21 protein-coding genes and 1 tRNA gene are annotated in these 23,113 nt (G+C 41.1%); 9 read left to right on the plus strand and 13 right to left on the minus strand.

From position 1 onward, the window contains the following. Nucleotides 1–112 precede the first annotated feature (112 nt). Nucleotides 113–4,372: a cation-translocating P-type ATPase gene (locus N782_RS04990; RefSeq protein ID WP_052111182.1), complete on the minus strand. Its 4,260-nt coding sequence runs from the start codon at nt 4,370–4,372 to the stop codon at nt 113–115. A gap of 149 nt (nt 4,373–4,521) precedes the next feature. On the opposite strand from N782_RS04990, the gene N782_RS04995 reads away from it, so the two are divergent. Continuing rightward, the gene (locus tag N782_RS04995) at nt 4,522–4,959 is read left to right on the plus strand and encodes a hypothetical protein (protein WP_036816942.1); all 438 of its coding nucleotides are present in this window, start codon (nt 4,522–4,524) and stop codon (nt 4,957–4,959) included. 554 nt (nt 4,960–5,513) lie between these two features. Here N782_RS04995 and nikC read toward each other — a convergent pair. The 5 genes from nikC to N782_RS05020 form a co-directional block, all read right to left on the minus strand. Next, entirely contained in the window at nt 5,514–6,410 is an 897-nt protein-coding gene (gene nikC / locus N782_RS05000; protein ID WP_052111183.1) for a nickel transporter permease, read from the minus strand. 18 nt (nt 6,411–6,428) lie between these two features. Further along, nucleotides 6,429–7,433 carry an ABC transporter permease gene (locus N782_RS05005; protein WP_036816944.1) on the minus strand — a complete coding sequence of 335 codons (1,005 nt, stop codon included), beginning with the start codon at nt 7,431–7,433 and terminating at the stop codon, nt 6,429–6,431. A gap of 66 nt (nt 7,434–7,499) precedes the next feature. Beyond that, nucleotides 7,500–9,182, minus strand: coding sequence for an ABC transporter substrate-binding protein (locus tag N782_RS05010; protein WP_036816945.1), 1,683 nt, complete (start codon nt 9,180–9,182; stop codon nt 7,500–7,502). 32 nt (nt 9,183–9,214) lie between these two features. Then, nucleotides 9,215–10,204, minus strand: a complete 990-nt coding sequence (locus N782_RS05015) for an ABC transporter ATP-binding protein (RefSeq protein ID WP_036816947.1) — start codon at nt 10,202–10,204, stop codon at nt 9,215–9,217. Next, a complete protein-coding gene (locus N782_RS05020) occupies nt 10,179–11,204 on the minus strand; it encodes an ABC transporter ATP-binding protein (RefSeq protein WP_036816950.1) in 1,026 nt (341 codons plus the stop codon). The genes N782_RS05015 and N782_RS05020 overlap by 26 nt, the downstream gene beginning before the upstream one ends. A gap of 238 nt (nt 11,205–11,442) precedes the next feature. Between N782_RS05020 and N782_RS21925 the strand changes: the two genes are divergently transcribed. Next, nucleotides 11,443–11,703: a hypothetical protein gene (locus tag N782_RS21925; protein ID WP_237582559.1), complete on the plus strand. Its 261-nt coding sequence runs from the start codon at nt 11,443–11,445 to the stop codon at nt 11,701–11,703. 124 nt (nt 11,704–11,827) lie between these two features. Beyond that, nucleotides 11,828–11,980: a hypothetical protein gene (locus N782_RS21930; protein WP_237582561.1), complete on the plus strand. Its 153-nt coding sequence runs from the start codon at nt 11,828–11,830 to the stop codon at nt 11,978–11,980. Between the two features lie 504 nt (nt 11,981–12,484). On the opposite strand, the gene N782_RS05030 is transcribed toward N782_RS21930, so the two are convergent. The 3 genes from N782_RS05030 to N782_RS05040 form a co-directional block, all read right to left on the minus strand. Continuing rightward, nucleotides 12,485–13,264: an SDR family NAD(P)-dependent oxidoreductase gene (locus N782_RS05030; protein ID WP_036816952.1), complete on the minus strand. Its 780-nt coding sequence runs from the start codon at nt 13,262–13,264 to the stop codon at nt 12,485–12,487. 195 nt (nt 13,265–13,459) lie between these two features. Continuing rightward, entirely contained in the window at nt 13,460–14,737 is a 1,278-nt protein-coding gene (locus tag N782_RS05035; RefSeq protein ID WP_036816955.1) for an NAD(P)-binding domain-containing protein, read from the minus strand. A 135-nt stretch (nt 14,738–14,872) separates the two neighbouring features. Then, nucleotides 14,873–15,190: an ArsR/SmtB family transcription factor gene (locus N782_RS05040; RefSeq protein WP_036816959.1), complete on the minus strand. Its 318-nt coding sequence runs from the start codon at nt 15,188–15,190 to the stop codon at nt 14,873–14,875. Between the two features lie 179 nt (nt 15,191–15,369). Here N782_RS05040 and N782_RS05045 point away from each other — a divergent pair, with 179 nt between their 5' ends. From N782_RS05045 to N782_RS05070, 5 genes are all read left to right on the plus strand, one after another. Next, a complete protein-coding gene (locus tag N782_RS05045; RefSeq protein ID WP_036817061.1) occupies nt 15,370–15,714 on the plus strand; it encodes an ArsR/SmtB family transcription factor in 345 nt (114 codons plus the stop codon). Between the two features lie 17 nt (nt 15,715–15,731). Next, nucleotides 15,732–17,024: an arsenic transporter gene (locus N782_RS05050; RefSeq protein ID WP_036816961.1), complete on the plus strand. Its 1,293-nt coding sequence runs from the start codon at nt 15,732–15,734 to the stop codon at nt 17,022–17,024. 32 nt (nt 17,025–17,056) lie between these two features. Further along, nucleotides 17,057–17,482 carry an arsenate reductase (thioredoxin) gene (arsC, locus tag N782_RS05055; RefSeq protein WP_036816963.1) on the plus strand — a complete coding sequence of 142 codons (426 nt, stop codon included), beginning with the start codon at nt 17,057–17,059 and terminating at the stop codon, nt 17,480–17,482. A 1,155-nt stretch (nt 17,483–18,637) separates the two neighbouring features. Further along, on the plus strand, nt 18,638–19,036 hold the full coding sequence (locus N782_RS05065) for a hypothetical protein (protein WP_152600712.1): 399 nt from the start codon (nt 18,638–18,640) through the stop codon (nt 19,034–19,036). Nucleotides 19,037–19,222: 186 nt separating this feature from the next. Beyond that, the gene (locus N782_RS05070) at nt 19,223–19,546 is read left to right on the plus strand and encodes a YnfA family protein (protein WP_036816968.1); all 324 of its coding nucleotides are present in this window, start codon (nt 19,223–19,225) and stop codon (nt 19,544–19,546) included. Nucleotides 19,547–19,647: 101 nt separating this feature from the next. Here N782_RS05070 and N782_RS05075 read toward each other — a convergent pair whose 3' ends face one another. From N782_RS05075 to N782_RS05085, 3 genes are read right to left on the minus strand one after another with little or no spacing between them, the layout of a single operon-like run. After that, nucleotides 19,648–20,424, minus strand: a complete 777-nt coding sequence (locus N782_RS05075; protein ID WP_036816970.1) for an ABC transporter permease subunit — start codon at nt 20,422–20,424, stop codon at nt 19,648–19,650. Then, the gene (locus N782_RS05080) at nt 20,424–21,332 is read right to left on the minus strand and encodes an ABC transporter ATP-binding protein (protein WP_036816972.1); all 909 of its coding nucleotides are present in this window, start codon (nt 21,330–21,332) and stop codon (nt 20,424–20,426) included. The genes N782_RS05075 and N782_RS05080 overlap by 1 nt, the downstream gene beginning before the upstream one ends. A 1-nt stretch (nt 21,333) precedes the next feature. Further along, nucleotides 21,334–21,564, minus strand: coding sequence for a PLDc N-terminal domain-containing protein (locus N782_RS05085; RefSeq protein ID WP_084102981.1), 231 nt, complete (start codon nt 21,562–21,564; stop codon nt 21,334–21,336). Between the two features lie 166 nt (nt 21,565–21,730). Here N782_RS05085 and N782_RS05090 point away from each other — a divergent pair. Continuing rightward, a tRNA-Ala gene (locus N782_RS05090) sits at nt 21,731–21,803 on the plus strand. Between the two features lie 93 nt (nt 21,804–21,896). On the opposite strand, the gene N782_RS05095 is transcribed toward N782_RS05090, so the two are convergent. Beyond that, on the minus strand, nt 21,897–23,003 hold the full coding sequence (locus N782_RS05095) for a site-specific integrase (RefSeq protein WP_052111185.1): 1,107 nt from the start codon (nt 23,001–23,003) through the stop codon (nt 21,897–21,899). Between the last annotated feature and the right edge of the window lie 110 nt (nt 23,004–23,113).

Below are 23,113 nucleotides of genomic sequence, written 5' to 3' on the forward strand. Positions count from 1 at the left end.
AAATCTTATCTTTAAGCGATCATGCGCCAGAGTGGGACGAGGGGACAGGTCCCTCGTCCCAATTGCCCTGAGCGAGCAGAGGGGACAGGTCCCTTGTCTCACTCGAGCTCTTCTAACTAACAAGTGCAAGTTCTGGTTGTGCTTCTTCTGGCGCTTGTGTTTGTTCTTTACGTTGTAGCATGGCAGTAATTGGTCTTGAAATTAATGCGGAACTACCTGCTGCAGCAAGTACATACAACCATTGAATAGGCTGAAGTGTAGCTGTGCTGAACATGTTTGCTAGGGTTGGAACATAAATGACACTTAGTAATGATAAAGCAGAGATGCTAATGGCTCCGATTAAGAAACGGTCTCGTTTGAAATCTAGGAACGATTCATCTGTTCCATGTTTTCTCCATGAGAACGTTTGAATTAGTTGTCCTGTTACGAGTGTCGCAAACGCAATGGTTTGAGCTTGTAGTAACGTAGCGCCGGTACCTAGTGTGAAGGCGAATAAAGCTAACGTACTACTTCCAAGCAATAAACCTCTCGTAATGACTTGTTTATACAGGGAGCTATCGGCAATTTTCTTGCGCGGCTCTTCTGCATTGGATTGACCAGGATTAATCGCAAACACCATAGCAGGTAAGGCATCCGTTAGAAGGTTCATTAACAAAATTTGAATTGGAATGATTGGTAATGGTAGACCTGCTACGACAGCCACACTTGTTACAATAATCTCGGCAATATTCCCGGATAATAAGCAACCTAAGGCTCGCCGAATATTACCAATGATGGATCTACCTTGTTTAACAGCATCCAATATAATTTGAAAATGATCTTCTGTTAAAACGATATCTGCTGATTCTTTTGTTACTTCTGTGCCTGTTTGTCCCATGGCAATACCAACATTGGCTTTCTTAATGGCAGGCGAATCATTGACACCGTCTCCTGACATCGCAACGACGTGATCGTGTTCTTGGAGAGCTGTTACGATGCGAAGTTTATGGTCAGGAGTGACTCGTGCAAAAATGGATATGTCATTTACACAATTAAACAAATCCTGATCATCCATTTGATCTATTTCTTGGCCAGTCAAAATGCTTTCAGGTGTTGCTTCTAACCCAACTTGCTTACCAATGGCCTGGGCTGTCTTTGGATGATCACCTGTAATCATTACTGGTCTAATGCCAAGGTTATAGCATTCCTCGATGCTATCCTTCACATCAGATTTAGGTGGATCGATCATGCCAACCATCCCTACAAACGTTAGGTCGCGCTCTACTTCTTCAACAGAATCAGAATCAGGTTCTGAAGTAATAGGAGCGTAGGCAAACGCAATAACGCGTAGTGCCTCGTCTGCAAATTGATGGTTTTGCTCCTTAAATGCTGTTTTTTGCTTGTCGGTTAGCTTTTTCTTCATTCCATTTACTTGAAAATGTGTGCATCGATCTAACACTTTTTCTAAGGATCCTTTCGTCATGACAAAGCAATCCTTATGATCTCTGTGTTCTTTACAAACGACAGACATCATCCCTCGTTGGGAATCAAACGGGATTTCATGCACACGGTGCCACTCAGAGAAATCTTGATCATGATACCCATGCTTATGAGCTAGCGTTAAAATTGCAGCTTCTGTTGGGTCGCCTTTTACTTTCCATTCGTCCTCTTCTTTATAAAGGGACGTATTTTGACATAGCCACCCAACTTTCATTAGAGCATCTAAATCTTCAGCATTCGTTGCTTCACTTGTTTGGCAAGTGATAGTTCCTTCCGGTTCATACCCATTTCCAGATACCTCATATAAATCAGAAGGTGTAGCTACTTTTGTTACAGTCATTTCGTTTTTCGTAAGCGTTCCTGTTTTATCAGAGCATATGACTGTCACGCGACCCATGGATTCCAGTGCACTTAAGCGTCGTGTAACAGCTTTTTTCTTAGACAAACGCAAAACACCGGCACTTAGCGCAATGGTTATCGTAACTGGCAGTCCTTCAGGAATAGCTGAAGCTGCTAGTGCGATAGAGGTAGTAAGCATTTGTCCAAGGGTAATGCCTCTGATTACACCAGTTAGAAAGACAAGACTACCAGTGATGAGGGCAAGCTTAAGAAACTTCTTACTTACCGAATCAACCTGTTGTTGCAAAATGGTTTTCTCGTCTTTTTCATCCGAAAGGAGCACCAATAAATGGCCCATTTCGGTGTGGGTGCCTGTGCCAACAACGATGGCCCGACCTCGCCCGCGGGTAAGATCCGTTCCCATAAACAGCATGTTGGAACGGTCAGCTACGGTAGTAGAGGAATCCAGCGTTCCGACATTTTTAGGCACTGGTAAAGATTCACCTGTTAGGGTCGCTTCATTTACTTCCATGTTCCATGAACGGAGTAAACGTAAGTCTGCTGGTACACGGTCACCAGCTTCTATGTTGACGATATCTCCAGGAACGAGTTCTGTTGCTGGAACTTCGATTTCTTTTCCATTTCTTATAACAGTGGAAATAGGAGGTTTGAAATCATTTACGCTATCAAGTAAATTCGCTGCTTTCCGCTCTTGATACGCTCCAATTCCCGCATTAGCTAATAAAATAGAACCCATTACCATACCATCAAAAATATGACCCTGTAGCATGCTGATTAAAGCAGTGCTTCCAAGGATGATGGTCGTGAATTCTTTTAATTGTTCAAAATACGTTACAAACCAATGAGGCTTTTCTTTCATCTTCCATTCATTTTTACCATGCTTTAATCGTTTGGTTTTCACTTGAAGAGATGATAAGCCTTGTTCAGTGTCAGAGTGAAACTGATCGACTAATTGCTTTTCTTTTTCTGCATGCCACGTGAATACAGGAGCATCTTCTTCAAGGGCAGATGCAGTTTGTACATCACGAGTCTTTGGTTGTTTCTGCTTCTCTGGCTTTGTTTCCTTTTGGTTGTGGGAAAGGAACATTAGAATCAAGCTGTCCGCCATTAGATTAATGACAGGAGCACTGTATCTTCTTGTTACCGCTAAGATACTCCCAAATAGATTCCAACCTTTTGTGACGTTTAACTGTCGTAAATTCGTTTTGCGTATCTGGAATACTTTCTTCATCGTTTGGGTTAACCCAGCAAGGTCATCCTGCATGATGGATGGATAATAAGACGCTAAATTATGTGTAGGCATCTCTTTTTCTGGTCTAATCACGAGCGCATGATGACGTTCTGCAGGATACGATGTATTCGCATCTTTCACACACAGATGAGGATACATGGAAGCAACGGTGTACCTAGTTTGCTCCGCATCTTGTTGTGCTTGTAAGTTTTTCTTCTTGCTTCCAATAATGATGTTCGTTTGATCCGGCAGTGTTTGTAAAAATTCATGTGCTTCTGGTCGAAGGGTATGATTCTCCACTAGCACGGCTGGATCTTCCGTTATGATCGTATTTACTTGCGATAAGTGGAATAGAGAACCATGTTCTGGAACCGTCCACTGCTGTTCCTTAGCATCAAGCTCTGCTTGCTTCCATGAAAATTCAGAAGCAATTCGAGATGGACGAGGGTTTGCAGCTAACAACAATCCAAGCGTAGTAAATGGATTGCGAGTGATGGCAAGATTCGCTCCTGCAGCGGCAAACCCTAATTTACCCATTCGATTGTTGTAGCGCTTGATTTCAGGAAGAACTGGTGACTCCTCCAAGTAAGAAGCGTCATTCAAATGAGCTTTCTGACGTTTCCAATTTAACGTGTTCAAAATAGTTAAACCTGCTAATACGACAACATTTTCCCTCACTAAACCGAGAGCAAGAGAGCTTGCTCCTAACAACCAATCAATTTTCCAATGTGGCTTCTTCTGATCAGCTAGGTCAATGCTTCGTTTGAAAAACGGATATCCCGTTAAAATAGCTGTGGCTGCACTTAAATAGAATGGTATTGGATGGGCAGCCCAGAAAGAAGGTCCCCAAATCCATCGTTTCATGGATAAAACGAGGACGCCTCCCATAGATAACATAACTGCAAAAGGAAGCGTACGCGATTTACGCCCCTCAACCGGCATGAACCCTAACCGATTCACATGCATCGCATCTTCGTAAGTTGCGGCTACATGTGCTTGTTGTTCATCTTCTATTACTTCTGGTGCTACTTCATGTTGCTTATGTTTCTTGTAGAACCACGCTTTCTCGAAAGACTGAATCAGTTTCGTTACTTCAGAAAGAGAAAGAATGGAGTCAACATATTGAATAAGCACTCTGCCTGTCACTACACTTGCTTCAACACTTTGAATGCCAGGAAGTGTAGAGAAGATTTTCTCGAATTTGTTTTTTATATGTTCATTATTTTCTAGGTCGTATAACTCAAAACGAAGCCTTCCATCAATTGCCTGGAAGGAACGTTTTTGAATGCTTATTGATTCCAAATGACATCTTCCTCTTTGATGATTTTCATAGTCCTATTGTTAAGGAATTTTAAAGTTTTTATACATCCAAAGTTCCTTTTGTATAAAAAGGGATAATCTAGTCCACTCTAATAAAATGCTTACACTTTAAAGTGAGGAGGTTATGGAATATGTGGAAGAAAATGATGTCCTTTAATAATCCGTGGGGATGGGTGACAGCAGGGGTGTTGTTATTAACCTTTTCAGACGATGCAAGAAAAGGAACTCGAAAAGCTTTAGTGAAAGGTGTTGGAGCGGCAATGTTTGTAGGAGATCAAGTCAAAGGCTTGGCTTCTGGTACAGGCAAAGGCTTTACACACTTATTAGAAGAAGCAAAAGCAGAAAAAGAACAAATGCATCTACCTGAAGGCATGGGCGAATCCATGAAAATGGGCATGTACGGAGCCGCAGACAAAACGAAGGAAACGTACGAAAGAACCAAAGAACGCATGAGCAACCTATTCGAAGACCCAGCCCAAGTAGGAACCACGCAAAATGTAATGAACGATGAAATGATGAAAAACAAAATGAACGAAATCGCACAAGAATTTGATTTAGATAAAAACTAAAGCGCAAGCGCCTTGCTCACCCCCGACAGGCTTAAGCAAAGCCTCGTCGTGGCGATTTTTGCCACAGAGAGGATTTGCTTAAGACCCCGAGGGGGTAGGCGCTGGAGCTGGACGTAACTAAAGCGCAAGCGCCCGTTTAGCGACGTATATGCTGCGGCCCACAGGACGTGGGTTGGTTCGATGTTGCTGCAGGATGCAGCGATCTTAATCGAACTTCCATTAATCCTTTTGAGATAAAGGAAACACAGATACCGATATTACTCCATAAAAAAAGGGCCTGGCTCCTAGAACATCAAACGTTCTAAGAGCCAGGCCCTTTTATAGTGGAGAGGAGGAACTGATGTATTACTTCGTTAGCTTGCTGCTTCGTTTGGCGGATAATTTTTTGGTTAGTTTTACACATGCGTTGTAGAAACGAACCTTATACTGTTTCATTACCTTTCACCCCTTTTGTGATGAATGGAGAAACACCATTACCCAAAAAACTCCGATTTCTGCCTCCCAAAATCGACTTTACTTACTTTATTCAATATTTACAGAATCTATACGTAATATTATTGTTTCATCTTCGGATCGAGTGCATCTCGCAGTCCATCTCCCATTAAATTGAACCCTAGAACGGTAAGCATAATCGCTAAACCAGGGAAAATCATCGTCCATGGAGCTTGGACAAGATACTGCTTCGAATCGGCAAGCATTTTTCCCCAATCAACGTCCGGTGACTGAGCCCCTAAGCCAAGAAAGCTAAGGGCAGCAACCTCAATAATAGCAGTAGCAATGGCTAGTGTACCTTGTACGATGATAGGGGTCATGCTATTAGGTAGGATATGCCGAAACAAGATTCTGAAGTCGTTCATACCAACAGATTTAGCGGCGGTAATATATTCTTCTTCTTTCACACTCAATACCTTTGATCGAATTAGCCGTCCAAAGTTTGGGACGTTGATGACAGCTATAGCAATCAGGGCATTTTGTAAGTCTGGACCTAATATCGCTACGATAGCTATCGCTAACAATATACTCGGAAAGGCGAGTAGAATATCAAATATTCGTGAAATGACAATATCCACCCATTTACCGTAGTAGCCAGCCAGTATGCCAAGTGTACAACCTACGATGACTGATCCAATCACGCAGGAAAATCCAACCCAAAGGGAAATGCGTGCTCCATAGATAATGCGAGAAAGAATATCTCGTCCAAAATCATCGGTTCCTAACCAATGCTCAGCGGAAGGTCCTTGTAAACGATCGAGTAGATTGGTTTTAGCGTAATCGTAAGGCATGATGACTGGAGCTAATATTGCTAGAAGAATAAAAAATACTACTATGACTAATCCCATAATGGCGACTTTATTTTTAGAAAAGTTCCTCCACGCATCACGCCACGGAGAGGAGGCTCTTTCTTTTACAACAGGAATATCATTCACTTTCGCAGATGAAGATGGTGCCATTAAAACTCCCCCTAACCGTTAATTGTACGTAATACGTGGATCAATGGCTGCGTAGAGCAAATCGACGATCAAGTTAATCATTACAAAAATCGTTGCAACGAGCAGAATGCCTGATTGAATTACCGGATAATCTCGATAATTAATGGCGTCATAGATATAGCGACCAATACCAGGCCACCCAAAAATGGTTTCTGTTAAAATCGCTCCTCCAAGTAGCAAGCCTGTTTGAAGTCCGATGACAGTTAATACAGGGATAACAGCATTTTTAAGCGAGTGCTTGTACACCACCCAAAAGCTATTCAATCCTTTTGCGCGAGCTGTTCGGATAAAGTCAGACCGCATTACTTCTAACATAGAGGAACGCGTGATTCGTGCGATAATCGCCATAGGGATGGTGGCTAGAGCTAGACCAGGTAAAATCAAATGCTTACTTACATCCCAGAAGTGAGCCATGTTTCCTTGAAGCAAGGTGTCCACCAAATACAAGTGGGTAATAGGGGTAATGACCGTAGAAGCATCATATCGTCCAGTGGAAGGTAACCATTCAAGCTGTACCGAAAAGATGTACTGCTCCATTAATCCCAACCAAAAAATGGGCATCGAGACCCCAATCAAAGCAAAAATCATTGCGATATAATCAAACCAAGAATTATGGAGCCATGCACTGACAATACCAGCATTCACACCAATGACAATCGCAATGATAATCGCTACAACGGTTAGTTCAATAGTGGCTGCCAGATAGGGATAAATCTCATTACTAATCGGAACTTTTGTTTTGATAGAAGTGCCCAGGTCCCCTTGCAGCAGCCCGCCAACGTAATCAAAATATTGAATGTACCACGGTTGATCAAGTCCTAGCTGTTGTTCGACTTGAGCTATGGCTTCGACTGTTGCGCGTTGGCCTAATATAATTTGTGCAGGATTACCAGGAATTAAATAAATGATAGAGAAGACGAGAATACTCATGCCAATCAGAACCGGGATTAGCATAAAAAGGCGACGTATGGTATAAGCAAACACTCCTTACACCTCCTTATATATAATGAAGGGGACTGCCCGGAACAAGGGGACAGTCCCCTGAGGAACCTACTTAAATTCTACGTTTGTCACAGCTTCTGATCCTGTAGGGTGTGGAATGTAGCCTGTAACTTCTTTCTTGGCAGCTACAACTGGTGTTGAGTGTACTAATGGAATCCAAGGAGCATCAGCATGAACCATTTCTTGAGCTTGTTTGTATAGCTCATTACGTTTGTCTTGGTCTGTAATGGTTTGAGCCTCAATTAACACTTCATGCAATTCGTCGTTAGAGTAGTACGCATAGTTGTTGCTACCAATGCTGTCTTTATCTAAAAGCGTGTAAATGAAGTTATCTGGGTCGCCATTGTCACCTGTCCAGCCAAGTAGGAACGCGTCAAAGTCACCTTTACTTGCTTTTTCTAGATAGGTACCCCAGTCAGCCGTTTGCAGGTTAGCCGTCACACCAATTTCTGCAAAGCTTTGCTGGAGCACTTCGGCAATTTTTTGACCTTCTGGAATATACGGGCGTGGAACTGGCATGTACCATAGGTTGAATTCAAAGCCATCTTCATAACCTGCTTCCGCAAGAAGAGATTTGGCTTTTTCTACATCATATTCATAGTCTTCAATGTCATCATTGTAGCCTTCAATACTAGGAGGCATTACGGTTTTGGCTGGTTCTGCTAACCCACCATAAAACGCTTCAATAATTTGTTCCTTCGGTACTGCGTGGCTTAGAGCCTGACGTACCTTTTGCTCGGTAGCCATCGGAGTATCACGGTTCATTGTAAACGCCATATAGCCAACGTTCATGGATGGGCGTTCCATGATTTGTAGGTTCTCATCCGATTCGATACGTTCTACATCAGAAGGATTAACCCCATCAATTAAGTCAACTTCCCCCGTCATTAGTGCATTTAAACGAGCGGAGTTCTCAGGGATAACGGTATAGATTACTTTGTTTAACTTTGGAAGGCCTTCCTTCCAATAGTTTTCATTCTTCTCTAAAACGATGCGTTCGTTTCGTTTCCATTCGGTAAATTGGAATGGTCCAGTACCTACAGGATTTTCAGTAAATTTGTCTCCATGCTTATCAACAGCATCAGGGCTTGCTATACCAAATGGTGTCATCGCCAAGTTTTTAAGGAATGGTGCTTGTGGGCGGTTCAAGGTAAATTCGACAGTGAACTCATCCACTGCTTTTACCTCTTTAATAACGTGCCCTTCATCTCCTTTAAAGCCCCCAAACATTGTATAGTAAGGGAATTGCTCCGAATCTCCATTCATCCAGCGTTCAAAGTTGAAGACAACGGCATCAGCATTAAAATCAGTTCCATCATGGAACTTTACGCCTTCTTCTAATGTGAAGGTGTAGGTTAATCCATCATCAGAAACGGTCCATTCTTTCGCTAATCCTGGTACGAGTTGTGTATTCGTGTCTTCATAATTTAAAAGTGTTTCAAAAATATTCTCTGTCACACGAAATGTTTCGCCCTCGGTAGTCGTGATTGGATCAAGCGCAGTGGAATCTCCACCACGAGCATAGATTAACGTATCCTTTGTAGAAGTATCTTCGCTAGTATCTGTATTCTTATCCTCGTTGGTACCTTCATTGGTATCCTCTGCTTGATCTTCTGTATTTTCTTTAGGTGTATCCTCTTGTTCCTCATCTGAATTGTCACTACATCCAATCAGAGCAACGGAAAGGAGTAGCATAAACAGTAAAGCCAACAATCCAAAGCGTTTCGACATGTATTAAATCCCCCTTAAAATAAGTGAATATATCATGAATGTGCTTGTTCATCATTATATAGATGGCAAGCAACATAATGATTTGGTTTAATCTCCTTAAAGACAGGTCGCGTCGTCTTGCACATGTCCATGCATTCCTTGCAACGAGTATGAAATGCACATCCTTTAGGTGGATTCGAAGGACTAGGCATCTCCCCTGTTAGCAATTCATCGTCATTTATAGGTAGGTTTGGATCCGGAATAGGTACGGAGGAAAGTAGAGATTTCGTATAGGGATGAAGTGGTTCATCATATAAAGCATCACTAGCGGTAAGTTCGACCAACCTCCCTAAATACATTACGCCTACACGATCACTAATATGACGAACAACCCCTAAATCATGTGCAATGAATATATACGTTAGGTCGAATTTGTGTTGGAGGTCTTTCAGTAGATTCAATACTTGAGATTGAATGGATACATCTAATGCAGAGACTGGTTCATCGGCAATGATTAATTTTGGATGTGTCATCAAACCACGGGCAATGCCAATTCGTTGACGCTGCCCCCCGCTGAATTGATGGGGATAACGAGATGCGTGATAGGAATCAAGGCCGACAACGGAAAGCATCTCCCGGATTCGTTTCTTTCGTTCTTGTTTATCTTTTATCCCATGAACAATTAACGGTTCTTCTAAAATTTTCTCAACAGTATGGCGAGGGTTTAGAGAAGCGTATGGGTCCTGGAAAATAAGCTGCATTTCTTTACGCAACTTTTTCATCTGCTTCGAAGAAAGGGTGGTAATGGATTGACCTTCAAATAATATGTCACCATCCGTCGCTTCAAGAAGTCGTAATAATACTCTTCCCGTGGTAGATTTGCCGCAGCCACTTTCCCCAACTAAGCCTAGCGTTTCTCCGTGATGCACAGAAAACGATACGTCATCTACTGCTTTCACCTCACCAATTTTTCTGGCTAAAATACCGCCGGTGATGGGGAAGTACTTCTTTAGCTGATTAACTTGAAGTAATGGTTGATTCATGTGCAGACTCACCTTCTTTTTCGTATAGGAAACAGCGGACTTGATGCTTGCCATTGTTAAAGGAATACAAATCAGGATCCTGTTCAAAGCAATGATCCATAGCATACTGACACCGTTCCGCAAACCGGCATCCTCTTTTGATTGATCCTGGTTTAGGAACATTACCTGGTATAGAAAACAGACGGTTCGTTTTGGAGCGTATATCAGGTACAGAAGCTAATAAGCCTTTCGTATAAGGATGTTTAGGGTCAGCAAAAATGGTTTTCGCATCACTCTGCTCCACAATTTTTCCAGCGTACATAACGGCAATACGATCACACACCTCAGCAACGACACCTAAATCGTGGGTAATCAGCATGATGGAGGTTTCCATCGTTTCATTTAATTTTCTCATCAATCGGAGGATTTGTTTTTGTATCGTGACATCCAAGGCGGTTGTTGGCTCGTCTGCAATCAACAATTTGGGGTCACAAATCATTGCCATGGCAATCATCACACGCTGCCGCATACCACCAGACAATTGATGGGGATAGGCATGTAAAAGTTCCTCAGCACGAGGGAGGCCGACAAGGTTAAGCATCTCTATCGCTCGCTCTTTGTACGTGGCATGGCTCCACTTTCGATGTGTCCGAAGTGCTTCGATAAGTTGATTGCCAATTTTGAAAAGTGGATTCAAAGACGTCATCGGCTCTTGAAAAATCATTGCAATTTCATTTCCACGAATCGAACGCATTCGTTTTTCAGAAGCATCAAGTAAATTCTCCCCATTAAATAGAATGTTGCCTCCAATAATCCGTCCAGGTGGGGAAGGGATGAGTCCCATGACAGAAAGGGAAGTCACGCTTTTACCACAGCCGGATTCCCCTACAATACCGAGTATTTCTCCTTTATGAATTTGAATATCTATGTGATCGACTGCTGGAATTTCTCCATCATCCGTATAAAAGGATGTCCTCAGACCTTTAATGTCCAGGACTGGATTCGAATATGAATCAGACATATGCTCACCTCTCTCGAAAAACTAGTAAACGTATTACTCACTCTATTCGGACAAGTAGGGCGATATTCATAGAAAGACGTTAAAAAGGGAGGGGACAACAATGGAATTCTCTAAGGCGATTATAGGAATGAAGGGAAATATGGGGATTGTTGACAGTCAAAGTCGGACAACGTCGCATACTCTATTCTATGAGGAGTAAGACATACCTCATAAATATTGTATAAGGATGGTGAAAATGATGAATCGATGGAGAAGTTATCGGTTGTGGGTAGCCATAGCAGCGCTAATCTCATTATTTCTACAAGATTGCGGAGTGATTGACATAGACTTTGATGTTTATACGGAGCTGATTCTATCGATATTAGTCCTACTAGGCATCATTAGACCTCCAGGTGCAGATGTAGCTCCACCTTTCGAAAACAAAAACGAAGGAAAACAAAAAGATGGAAAATCTACAGCTACCAAATCTAAAGAGTCTAAGAGAAAAGATGGTAAGTGATGATCCCAATCTTACCAAAGTACGAATGAGAGGATATAATGAATATGCGGGGACCCTCTTACAAGAAAAACGTTAAGAAGATGATAAGAAGCGGTTTAGAATGATGAAGGGCGTTTTTCTTTTTGTGGGAAAGAAGCGTTTACTATCAAGATATATCTGGGTGCTTTATGAGAAGGCGAAGCATCTGCATTACAATCCACCATTTCGCCTGATTATCTGCACCTTTAATAATAAGGAAAAAGCGGACATGCCTGCTGGTGATGGAGGCTTGAGGTGAGAAGTCATTAGAAAAAGGTGGATGAAGTTAGAGGTTGTCTAGAGGGGGCAAACGAGCAAAGCCGAACGCGGAGCGAGCATAAGCGGGTATGAAGCGAGCAAATCGCGATCGGGAGCGAGCATAAGCGGGAATGAAGCGAGCAAATCGCAACCGGGAGCGAGCATAAGCGGGAATGAAGCGAGCAATTCGCAACCGGGAGCGAGCATATACGGGTATGAAGCGAGCAATTCGCAATCGGGAGCGAGCATAAGCGGTTATGAAGCGAGCAAATCGCAATCAGAAGCGAGCATAAACGGGAAAGAAGCGAGCAAATCGCAATCGGGAGCGAGCATAAGCGGGAATGAAGCGAGCAAATCGCAACCGGGAGCGAGCATAAGCAGGAAAGAAGCGAGCAAATCCCAATCCAGAACAACAAAAGTCAGGGGCTATAACAATAATAAATCACCAATTAATTGGTGATTATTAAAATATCAACTAAATTCTAAAAAAAACAGTACTGATTCATTAAGAATCGGTACTGTTTAAATTCTTGGCAATTTTAGCTGAGATGGAGCTTGGAAGGAATTTAGCTAAGACGGCGCCAGCTGCATTTGTTCGACCTGGGATGATGATGCGTTGGCCTTTTTGGAAACCTTCAAAACCGGCCTTCGCTACGACGGTGGCACTCATTGCCGAAGCGGCAAGTTTCATTTTCTCACCACGAGCTGTCTTAAAGAAGTTGGTTTCTGTTGCTCCTGGGCATAGGGTGGAAATGTTAACGCCTGTCCCTTTTAGCTCACCGGCAAGACCTTCTGAGAAGGAGAGGACATAGGCTTTCGATGCATAATAGACAGACATGCCTGGTCCTGGCTGAAACGCAGCTGTACTGGCAACGTTCAATACACCAGCCGGTTCACCTTTGTTGGCGAGTTTTTTCATCTCAGGTAAGAACCAATACGTAAGATCTGTTAATGTGGTCATGTTCACTTGCATCATGTCTTGCTGTTCTTGCAAGGAAAGCTTATCAAATGCTCCAGTCAATCCAAATCCAGCATTATTAACTAGAACGTTTACTTGTATATCTTTACTATCCAGCTCTTTGTACAGTTCTTCTGCAGAATGGGGCTGGGAAAGATCCTTCGGTACAATTGTTACATCCACATGTTCTAGCTCGTTTTGAAGCTCTTGTAATTTCACTTCATTACGGGCAGTTACAACTAGATCGTATCCATTAGCAGCAAACAGTCGAGCAAATTCATAACCTAATCCACTAGATGCACCTGTGATTAGAGCAGTTGGTTTCAAGTAAAGTCACCTCATTAGTTATTGTTATTGTAAGTATGTTTAAGTAGTTAAACCATAAAACACCGATACGAAAAAGTCAAAGGATGTCGGCTTTGATAGAAAAAGCGCCTCTATAATAATAGTAGCGCTTCTGTTTGCTAATGAATGCGATAGTATCAAACGAGCTTGATTGTTTTATAGAACATAAATGAGATCTTAACAACAACCACCTTGGGAAGACTTCGTATTAATTGAACTACCCGAACTACATACGCCTGTTTCAGGAAGGTTTAAGTGAACTTCTCTCGCACGTTCGAAATCGCCTGACAAATAAGCTACAACAGAGCGTGCTTGTTCATAACCTGTGGCTAATAGAAAGGTAGGCGCTCTACCGTAACTTTTGGCACCGATGACATAAAAGTTGGGCTCAGGTTGACGTAGTTCCTTTTCACCATGAGCTCGCACTGTTCCGCAACTATGAATGTTCGGATCAATTAATTCTGCTAAATCCGGAACTGATTCTAGTGTAGAATCAAATGTATATCGTAGTTCACGAACAAAATCGAATGTAGGTCTTGCACCTGTAGTCGACACAATTTCATCAACTTCTTCGATTTTCGTTTCATCTCCGTTTACTTCCCCATGTATGGTTACATTTTGCTCCTCTTGTGTAATGGACCTTACAAACATAGGTGTATGCACATTCACTTGACCACTAGTTACGAGTTGCTGGATTTGTGTCCCCAAAGCACCACGACCTGGCAGGGCATCATCTTCCATTCCACCAAACGTTTCACGCACATCTTTTTTCCGCAATAGCCAATGCAAATCTGTATCAGGTAGCTCCGCTAGATCGAGTAAAGTATTAATAGCTGAGTGCCCACTTCCAACTACTGCTACTTTTTTACCTTCGTAGCGTTTACGTTCTGTATTTAAGACATCGGGTATGCCATATCTAATATAATTGGAGGCTTCTAGCTCACCTTCCGCATGTATGCCACCAGCTCCAACCGGATTGGGATTTTGCCAAGTACCAGTAGCATCAATTACTGCTCTAGCTTCATACGTTTCATATCCATGGTCTTTTTCAATTTGAATAACAAAAGGAGCTAGCTCACGATTAGTTGTTTTTACTTTATCAAATCCTTTTCGGGTAATCGCATGGACCTTACTGTTCACATGAATATATGGCTTCATTTCAGGTAAACTCGCTAGTGGATTCAAGTAATCATCCACAATTTCTTTACCATAAGGCAGTCGTTCCTCATCTGGAAGAGAGATGTGATGCTTTCTTAATAACTCTATAGCTGCATGATCCATATTGTACTTCCAAGGGGAGAAGAGTCTTACATGGCCATAATCTAAGAAATTTGATCCTACCTGACGACCAGATTCAAACAGAATAAACGATTGGTTTTGTTGACTAAGTTGAGCAGCAGCAGCCAATCCAATTGGACCACCACCAATGATAGCTACAGGTAAATGGGTGTTCATGATATATCCTCCTTCATTCATCAAAAAAATTTGATTTAAAAAGAAAAGCTCGGGGCGCCTTAATCACCTCCGACAGGCTTAAGATTCTAGGCGCTGGAGCTAGACATCAAAGTGTTAGATTACAAAAGAATTTACTTAATTTGGTCTAAATAAACAGCAAAGGTCTTCAGATAGAATGGAATTGACTACGTCTTCATTGATCCAGTAGTAACTCCAAGTGCCTTTGGTTTCTTTATGGATAAATCCGGCTTTATACAAAATCTTCAAATGGTAAGAGAGTTTTGACTGTGGTAGGTTTACTTCAACCTCCAAATCACACACACATGTTTTCCCATTTCTCGTTAAGATGTTCATGATAATTAATCGTTTCTCATCTGCTAGTGCTTTGAATTGTTGAACATAAGAAGCAAAATCAATATGTTCATTAGGTTGGATAATAGGCAATTCTTTCATTACAATCAGCCTCTTTCTATTCATCAAAATTATTTGATTAATTACAATGATACACAAATAAATTAAAAATGCAATTCACTTTATCAAAAAAATTTGATGTAATTTTGTGTTGAAAAAATGGGAGTATATATTTATCATTATATAAGCATATACTTATATAAAAAAAGAAGGTGTTCATGTTGGAAAAAACGGTTCTATCGATTAAAGATGCCTCACAAGTGTTAAAGTTGCTTGGTGATCAAACTCGTTTGACGATTATGGGCTTGCTGAAAAATAACGAATGTTGCGTATGCGAATTCGTTGAAATATTAGATATGTCTCAACCAGCCATAAGTCAGCATTTACGAAAATTAAGAGATGCTGGTTTGGTAAAAGAACAACGTAAGGGTCATTGGATGTTCTATTCCTTGAATCAGGAGGACGATTCTTTCTCCCTTATTTCTGAAGTATTGGAACATATCCCAGATCAAAGAGAGAAACTTATCCAATTAGAACAGAGTGGTAAACGAATTTGTTGTGACTAAAAGGGGGAGAATGAGCTTTGTCTGTTTTATTAGCTGTATCAATTTTTATACTGACACTCGTATTTGTTATCTGGCAGCCTAAAAATCTAGGGATTGGCTGGTCAGCCTGTACGGGTGCAATACTGGCATTAATTGCTGGTGTTGTTGATTTTCAAGACGTAGCTACCGTAACGGGAATTGTCTGGAATGCAACGCTCGCGTTTGTTGCTATTATTATTATTTCCTTGATTCTTGATGAAATTGGTTTTTTCGAATGGGCTGCCTTACATATGGCACGTCTATCAAATGGAAATGGCTTTAAAATGTTCATTTATATATCGTTGCTAGGAGCTGCTGTAGCTGCATTATTCGCAAATGATGGCGCAGCGTTAATCCTGACACCAATTGTACTCGCAATGGTTCGAGCATTGAACTTTAAGGAACGGATGATCTTTCCGTTTATTATGGCAAGTGGTTTTATAGCAGATACGACATCGTTACCACTTGTTGTGAGTAACCTCGTGAATATTGTATCAGCAGACTTCTTTGATATTGGTTTCATAGAGTATGCGTCACGTATGATTATTCCGAATCTGTTTTCATTAGGGGCAAGTATTCTAGTACTCTATCTATATTTTAGAAAAGATATTCCAAGTGAGTATGATATGAATCAGGTCAAAACACCTGCTGACGCAATTAAAGATATAAAGATGTTCCACTTATCATGGTGGGTGTTAGGCGTTCTACTTATCGGATATTTCGCTAGTGAGTTTTTCGCGTTACCAGTATCGATTATTGCCGGTGTTGTCGCAATTTTCTTCTTGCTAATGGCCCGCCGAAGTGCTGCTGTCGAAACAACAACCGTCGTAAAAGGGGCACCTTGGGCGATTGTATTTTTCTCCATTGGTATGTATGTCGTCGTGTATGGCTTACGAAATGTGGGTCTGACGGACGTACTAGCAAATGTTATTGAAGCAGCTGCGAATCAAGGGCTTTTCGTCGGAACCATTTCCATGGGCTTCATCGCTGCTATTCTTTCTTCTATTATGAATAACATGCCAACTGTGATGATTGATGCGCTAGCCATTGCTGATTCCAATACGAGTGGTGTGATGAGAGAAGGACTTATCTATGCCAACGTAATTGGAAGTGACCTAGGACCGAAGATTACACCGATTGGATCACTAGCAACACTGTTATGGTTACACGTTTTATCTCAAAAGGGAGTCAAAATCTCCTGGGGATACTACTTTAAAATAGGAATCATCCTAACTGTACCAACCTTACTCATTACACTAATAGGCCTGTATCTGACGCTATTATTAATATAATTTACAGAAACATAAAAGGAGCATGATACGTTATGACAAATCAAAAACCAGTACTTTACTTTCTATGCACAGGAAACTCTTGTCGTAGTCAAATGGCGGAAGCATGGGGCAAACATTACCTAGGAGACAAATGGGATGTGAAGAGCGCAGGCATCGAAGCTCACGGATTAAACCCGAACGCAGTCAAAGCTATGAAAGAAGTCGACCTCGATATTACAGACCAAGAATCAGATATTATTGATCAAGAAATTCTAAATAACGCTGAATTTGTTGTTACCCTTTGCGGGGATGCGCGTGATAAATGCCCAATCACACCAACACATGTACGTAATGAACACTGGGGATTTGATGACCCAGCTAAAGCAGAAGGAACAGACGAAGAAAAGTGGGCTGTTTTTCAGCGTGTTCGTGATGAGATTGGTGAACGTATCAAGACATTTGCTGAGACAGGGAAATAGGTGAATGGGGGAGTGCTCTTCTTGTTGAAGGGCACTCTTTTTTATTAGAAAGGCTATGTTAAAGTTTGGTGTTGATTTTGGAATCAATTAATCTAAATAGTTTTATTCAAGATAAGAAGCATAATCTTGAAGACTTGGATTCGAGATAATTGGAGTGGTCCGATACGTAAGAAGAGTAGGGTTGGGGAGGAAACAACTCGCTTTCCTGCGGGCGAGCTGGTAAGCCTACTCAGGCAAAACCCATGCCTTCCGGGGTCTTACCAACCTCTTTCTCCCGCGGGAGTCTCGCAGTTTCCTACCCAACCCTGCCAATATGATGTGATCGGACCCGCGCAAATATACATAGGAGATCTTCTTAAGGACATATATGCTCTTATTTTCAGTAAAAAACCTATTTTGGAGAGGCTTGCGGACATATAGTATCTTATTTGTGAAAAAACACACTGCATTAAGGTGATTTAGGCCAAATAGCGAACTGAATGTCCGTTACGAATGCAAAATAGCCTTCAAATCGAAGAATAAGAGACTATATGTCCGCGAGCATAGCATCGCTTTGTGTCCTAAACCATTCTTCGCTTCGTAAATACTACCATTAAGAAAACGCCCCATTCTAACCTGGCTATGTTTCCGTTCATCTCAATAAAAGCAAAGGTGGCCGTGGAAAAAGGAGACTCCCGCCGGAGAAAGAGGTAGGCGAGACCCCGCAGAGCCCCGCTTTTGGGCTCGAGGAGGCTTGCCAGCTCGCCGGCAGGACGCGAGTTGTTCCACGGCCACCTTTATTCCATTTAAAGAAACGGAAACATCTCTTATCCCCAACATATCTCGAATCCAAGTCTTCAACATAATGGTGCTATTATGGAGGAACATAAAACTATTTCATTATTATATCAATACCAAACTTTAACACAGCCATTAGAAAAGAAGAAATTTGCGTATAATACCATGGTAATTTATGGTAGGGTAATAGGCTATATCTTTTAAACGTTAGGGGAGTATATCATCACAACTAAAAGAGTAATTACCATTTTTATGGGGCTCCTGTTATTTCTAACTCCTTACTTCTTTGTTAAATACGCTCACTTTTACCCAAATGGTTACGATTATCAGCAGAAGAGCCTTCATCTTGAAATTTATAAACTCGATGAGAAAGGTGAGGTGGAAGAGACTTTTATAAAAGACAACCCTACACCCACAGTTGTTGAAAAAGAGAGTGGAGAGAAGAATTATGTTCCACTCAGGGGATATATTTCAGATATAAAAGGCTGGTACGAAAATGTATCCTTAGCTTTAGGATTGGTGCTAGTTGCTATTGTGTTGGCAGTTATTCCAAATAATTTTCTTAAACAGGTATTACGATTGTCACCCGATTTACATGAAGAAGTTAGGAATGATTTCCCTAGATTTTATAAATTCATTAGAAAAACAGGAGAGCCTACTTTTTATAAGGTGATCTTAATAGGAGTATCATCTTTTGCATTATATTGGGTTTGGAATCAATATCCATTAGAGTATGTGGTTCAAGTAGATTTGTTTTTAAATACATTAAAGAAGTAATGAAAAGGGCATTCTTCTAGGAAATGCTCTTTTTATTGTGTAAAATATTGTTGCTGTTGAACGAGTGCATCTTCAAGGTGCTTTGAAAGGATTTGGTGAAGGAGAAGCATTGAAATTGTAATTTGTCATTCTACCTCCAGAAAAGATAAACTGTACTACAATACATAAAAAAAGAGAGGGATGAGCATGCAAGCAATTGTTTTGTTTCTATTAGCGGGTATAGCAGAAATTGGGGGAGGCTATTTAATTTGGTTATGGCTTCGTGAAGGAGCTTCCTGGCAGTATGGCTTGGCAGGTGCAGTTATAATCGTTCTATATGGAATTATCCCTACTTTTCAATCGTTTCCGGATTTTGGACGAGTGTACGCAGCTTACGGTGGAATATTTGTCATTCTATCATTATTGTGGGGATGGGGAATTGATCAGAAAACGCCAGACATGTACGATTGGATAGGTGGATTGATTTGTATTATTGGAGTGAGCGTCATATTATGGGCTCCACGTACATGAAAAAAACCCTGATGGAAGGGTTTTTTATCACCAAGAAACTATAAATTGGTCGGCATGGTATAGGATACTAAGTATAAAGGTCGCGCCCTGAGCTTTTGTTCTTAAGAGGCTAATTCTTTCTTCTTAAAAATAAACACCGATAACATAAGAAGTATGGCGCTTAGTAGGATGGTTAGAACTGTCGTGATCCACATATCTGTAGGCAATGTTCCGCTGTTCAAGAATGTTTGGATATATAAGTGAATTTGCGGCGGGAGCCATTCGAATTGACTTTTGAATATCCCATTGATGGAACTTAATACAATAACCGATGTTACAGATAAGAATCCTACTAGTCCAGGTACTCGGAATAGTGTATTTAAAAAGACGGATATGGTGATGACCAATACGTACCAGACGCTGTGAAATAGAAAGCCTGTCATGGCATGAGAGAATGGGAGATCTCCAAATAAGATATTAATATAATACCAGCTTGCTAGGAGGCCAAGAAACGAGCTAGTTAACACTAATAAAAGGGTGCTTGCCCATTTAGCGGTAATATAATTGGTGTAACGAACAGGTTTAACGAGTATTAATTCCGTTACGCCACTTTTTCGCTCACCAGAAATAAGTCCCATCGTCATAATCAAAATAAGTAACAATCCCATCAGATTATATTGAGAAATGCTACTCATAAATGCTTGTTCTGGTGTAGGCGTAGGGATGTTGATTTCTGCACCTTCAGGTAAATCACCGAACTGCTCCAACAAGACAGGTGTATAATAGGAAGTAATTGGATCCATAATTGCCAGAAGTATAAATACAATCGGTACCCATACCCATTTTAAGCTTCGCCAATTTTCAAGTAGTTCTTTTTGAAAAATTGTCCACCATTGCATTACTGCTTCACCACTTTCATAAATAAGTCTTCTAACGAGGTACGACTCACTTCAAAATGAGTAATAGGCCATTGACGTTCTACAGCTAATTGTAAAATCTCAGATCGAGCCTGGTCTGTGTTATGGGTGTTGATGGTTAAGTGTTTCCCCTCTTTAAGTACGCTTTCTACTGACTCAAGTGCTTCTATGTCTTCGGCATATATGTCACCATTTTGCGAGAAAGAGACTTTTAGTTTCGTAGCATCTTGAGTAAATTGTAGGTCGTCCAGCCTTCCAGATTCTACAATCTCACCATTATGCATAAGTAACAGTTCGTCACTCACTTCTTCCGCGTCACTTAAAATGTGTGTGGAAAAAAGGATAGTCGTTTCCTTTTTGATATCCTCTAACAAATTCAGTACTTCACGACGGCCAATTGGGTCTAAAGCTGAAACAGGTTCATCTAAGACAAGCAGCTTAGGCTGGTGAATCATCGCTTGAGCAATTCCGAGTCGTTGCTTCATCCCTCCTGAATACTTGCTTATACGCCGATTCTTGGCATCAGCTATACCAACTTTTTCGAGCAACACTTCAGCCCGATTACTCGCATCCTTTTTGGATAAATGGGCTAGTCTACCTACATAAACAAGAAACTCCTTACCAGTCATCCAGTAATGAAACACAGGGTGCTGAGGGAGATATCCAATTACTTCGCGAATATCCGAATGAGCAGGATGCCCTTCGAAAACAATAGATCCACTCGTCGGTTTCATCAAACCTGCAAGCATGCGCAGTGTGGTCGTCTTCCCAGCACCATTCGGCCCAAGCAAGGATATACAATTTCCTTTCTCTAATTCAAAAGCGATATCATGAACTACATCTGTCTTATCAAAACGCTTCGTTAATCCAGAAACAGATACAAATGCCATTTTAATGCGGTCTCCTTCCAATAATGAAGTACACTACAGGGCCTACTAGGTTAAATCCTAAAATAATAATAAGCCATAACCATTTCGGGCCATTTGTTTCAGTTCTCTTAACTAAGTCAACGATTGCCACAGTGAGTAGAATAAGCTCAAGAATCATCACGGGTATGATAATTTTCCAAGGAATCATGGCCGTTAACTCAGCTACTACATCGGGAATTTGTGCAATATCCATATGTAATCCTCCTTATAAATCCTTTCTATGTATATGACGATTGAAGTGGAATATGGTTCACACAAAATGAAATTTTTTCTAAAAATAGTTGAGATAGGGATTCGAGATTTTAGTAGTTGCAAGAAAAATAGCAAAACTGTATAATATTCACATGACATTCTTATACGGGGCATTAGCTCAGTTGGGAGAGCGCATCGCTGGCAGCGATGAGGTCATCGGTTCGAGCCCGATATGCTCCACTACATGGAAACCCTTATCCGACAAGGGTTTCTTTTTTTATGGAGAATCGTATCATGGCTGAACAAAGGGGATTTTGTTCACCGATGTTCACATTATTGCTTAATCGTTGGATCGAAAAACTTCTGAACCGTTTCTTCTAGTTTTTGCGCTGCTTCTTCCTGGAGGTCAAAAGAAACATGCGAATAGGTCCTTAAAGTTATGCCAACATCATGATGCCCAAGACGCTCTGAGACCACTTTTGGGTTAACGCCATTTTTTAACAACCAGGTGGCGTGGGTGTGTCGAAGGGCATGTATGTTGATGCGGGGGACCTTCGCTTTCTCGATTAAAGCGTTGTATTCTCTTCTCAAATTATCTGGATTCTTGAATCCTCCAAAAAGGTTAGGGAATACGAGGTCTTGATCTGTATATCCTTCCCTCAATTCGGCTTTTTGTTCCTCTTGGTATTCTTTATGGCGTATTAACACTTCCACAACGAAAGGGGAAATCGAAATCTGCCTTCTCGAGTTTACCGTCTTCGTTCTGGATAGTATATATCCTTCACTCTTTGTTACCGAAAGAGAACGGTTGATGGAAATCTTCTTTTTATCCAAATCTACATCTGACCATTTCAGTCCCAGTAATTCTCCACGTCTCATTCCTGTAAATAGAGCCGTGGCATAAATCGCGTCTTTTTTTTCTATTCTTGCTGTTTTTAAAAAGGTCATAGCAGTTTGGTAATCCCATATGATGACCTCTTTATTAACTTGTTTAGGAATCGTTGCATCTTCAGCTGGATTCCTGTCCATATATCCCCATTTTACTGCTTGGGCAAGTGCCATACGTATGAAACAGTGAATTTCCTTTACTGTTTTCGGGGAAAGTCCTTCCTCAACTTTTTGCGCATAAAAGGTGTCCAACTCATAAGAAGTGATACTTCTTAGCTTATGGTTACGAAACTTAGGAAGGATGTGAAGATTCATCGTGTATTGGCGACCTTCCCAAGTACTAGTAGACACTTTCTTTTTATACATAGTCTCAAACCATTCTTCAAAGTAAGCTTCGAAGTAGACATCATCGACCTTATTAGTTTGTTTGTCATTTAATTTGTATAGATTCTCGTTCAGGTATCTTTCGGCTTCTCTTCTTGTATTGAAGCCACCTTTTGATTTTTGAATCCTTTTTCCCGTATTTGATTCAATTCCAATATCATAGCGCACGGTAAAAGTTTTGCCTCTTTTTTTGATTGATCCTCTCAATACTATCACCTTTCTTCTTTTGGTGAGCATGTGGTCTGTATCTATTATTGCCAAAAAAAGTAATGATATAT

Origin of the sequence: Pontibacillus yanchengensis Y32, from assembly GCF_000770635.1 — a bacterium.
In the GTDB taxonomy this organism is placed as follows: Bacteria; Bacillota; Bacilli; order Bacillales; family BH030062; genus Pontibacillus; species Pontibacillus yanchengensis.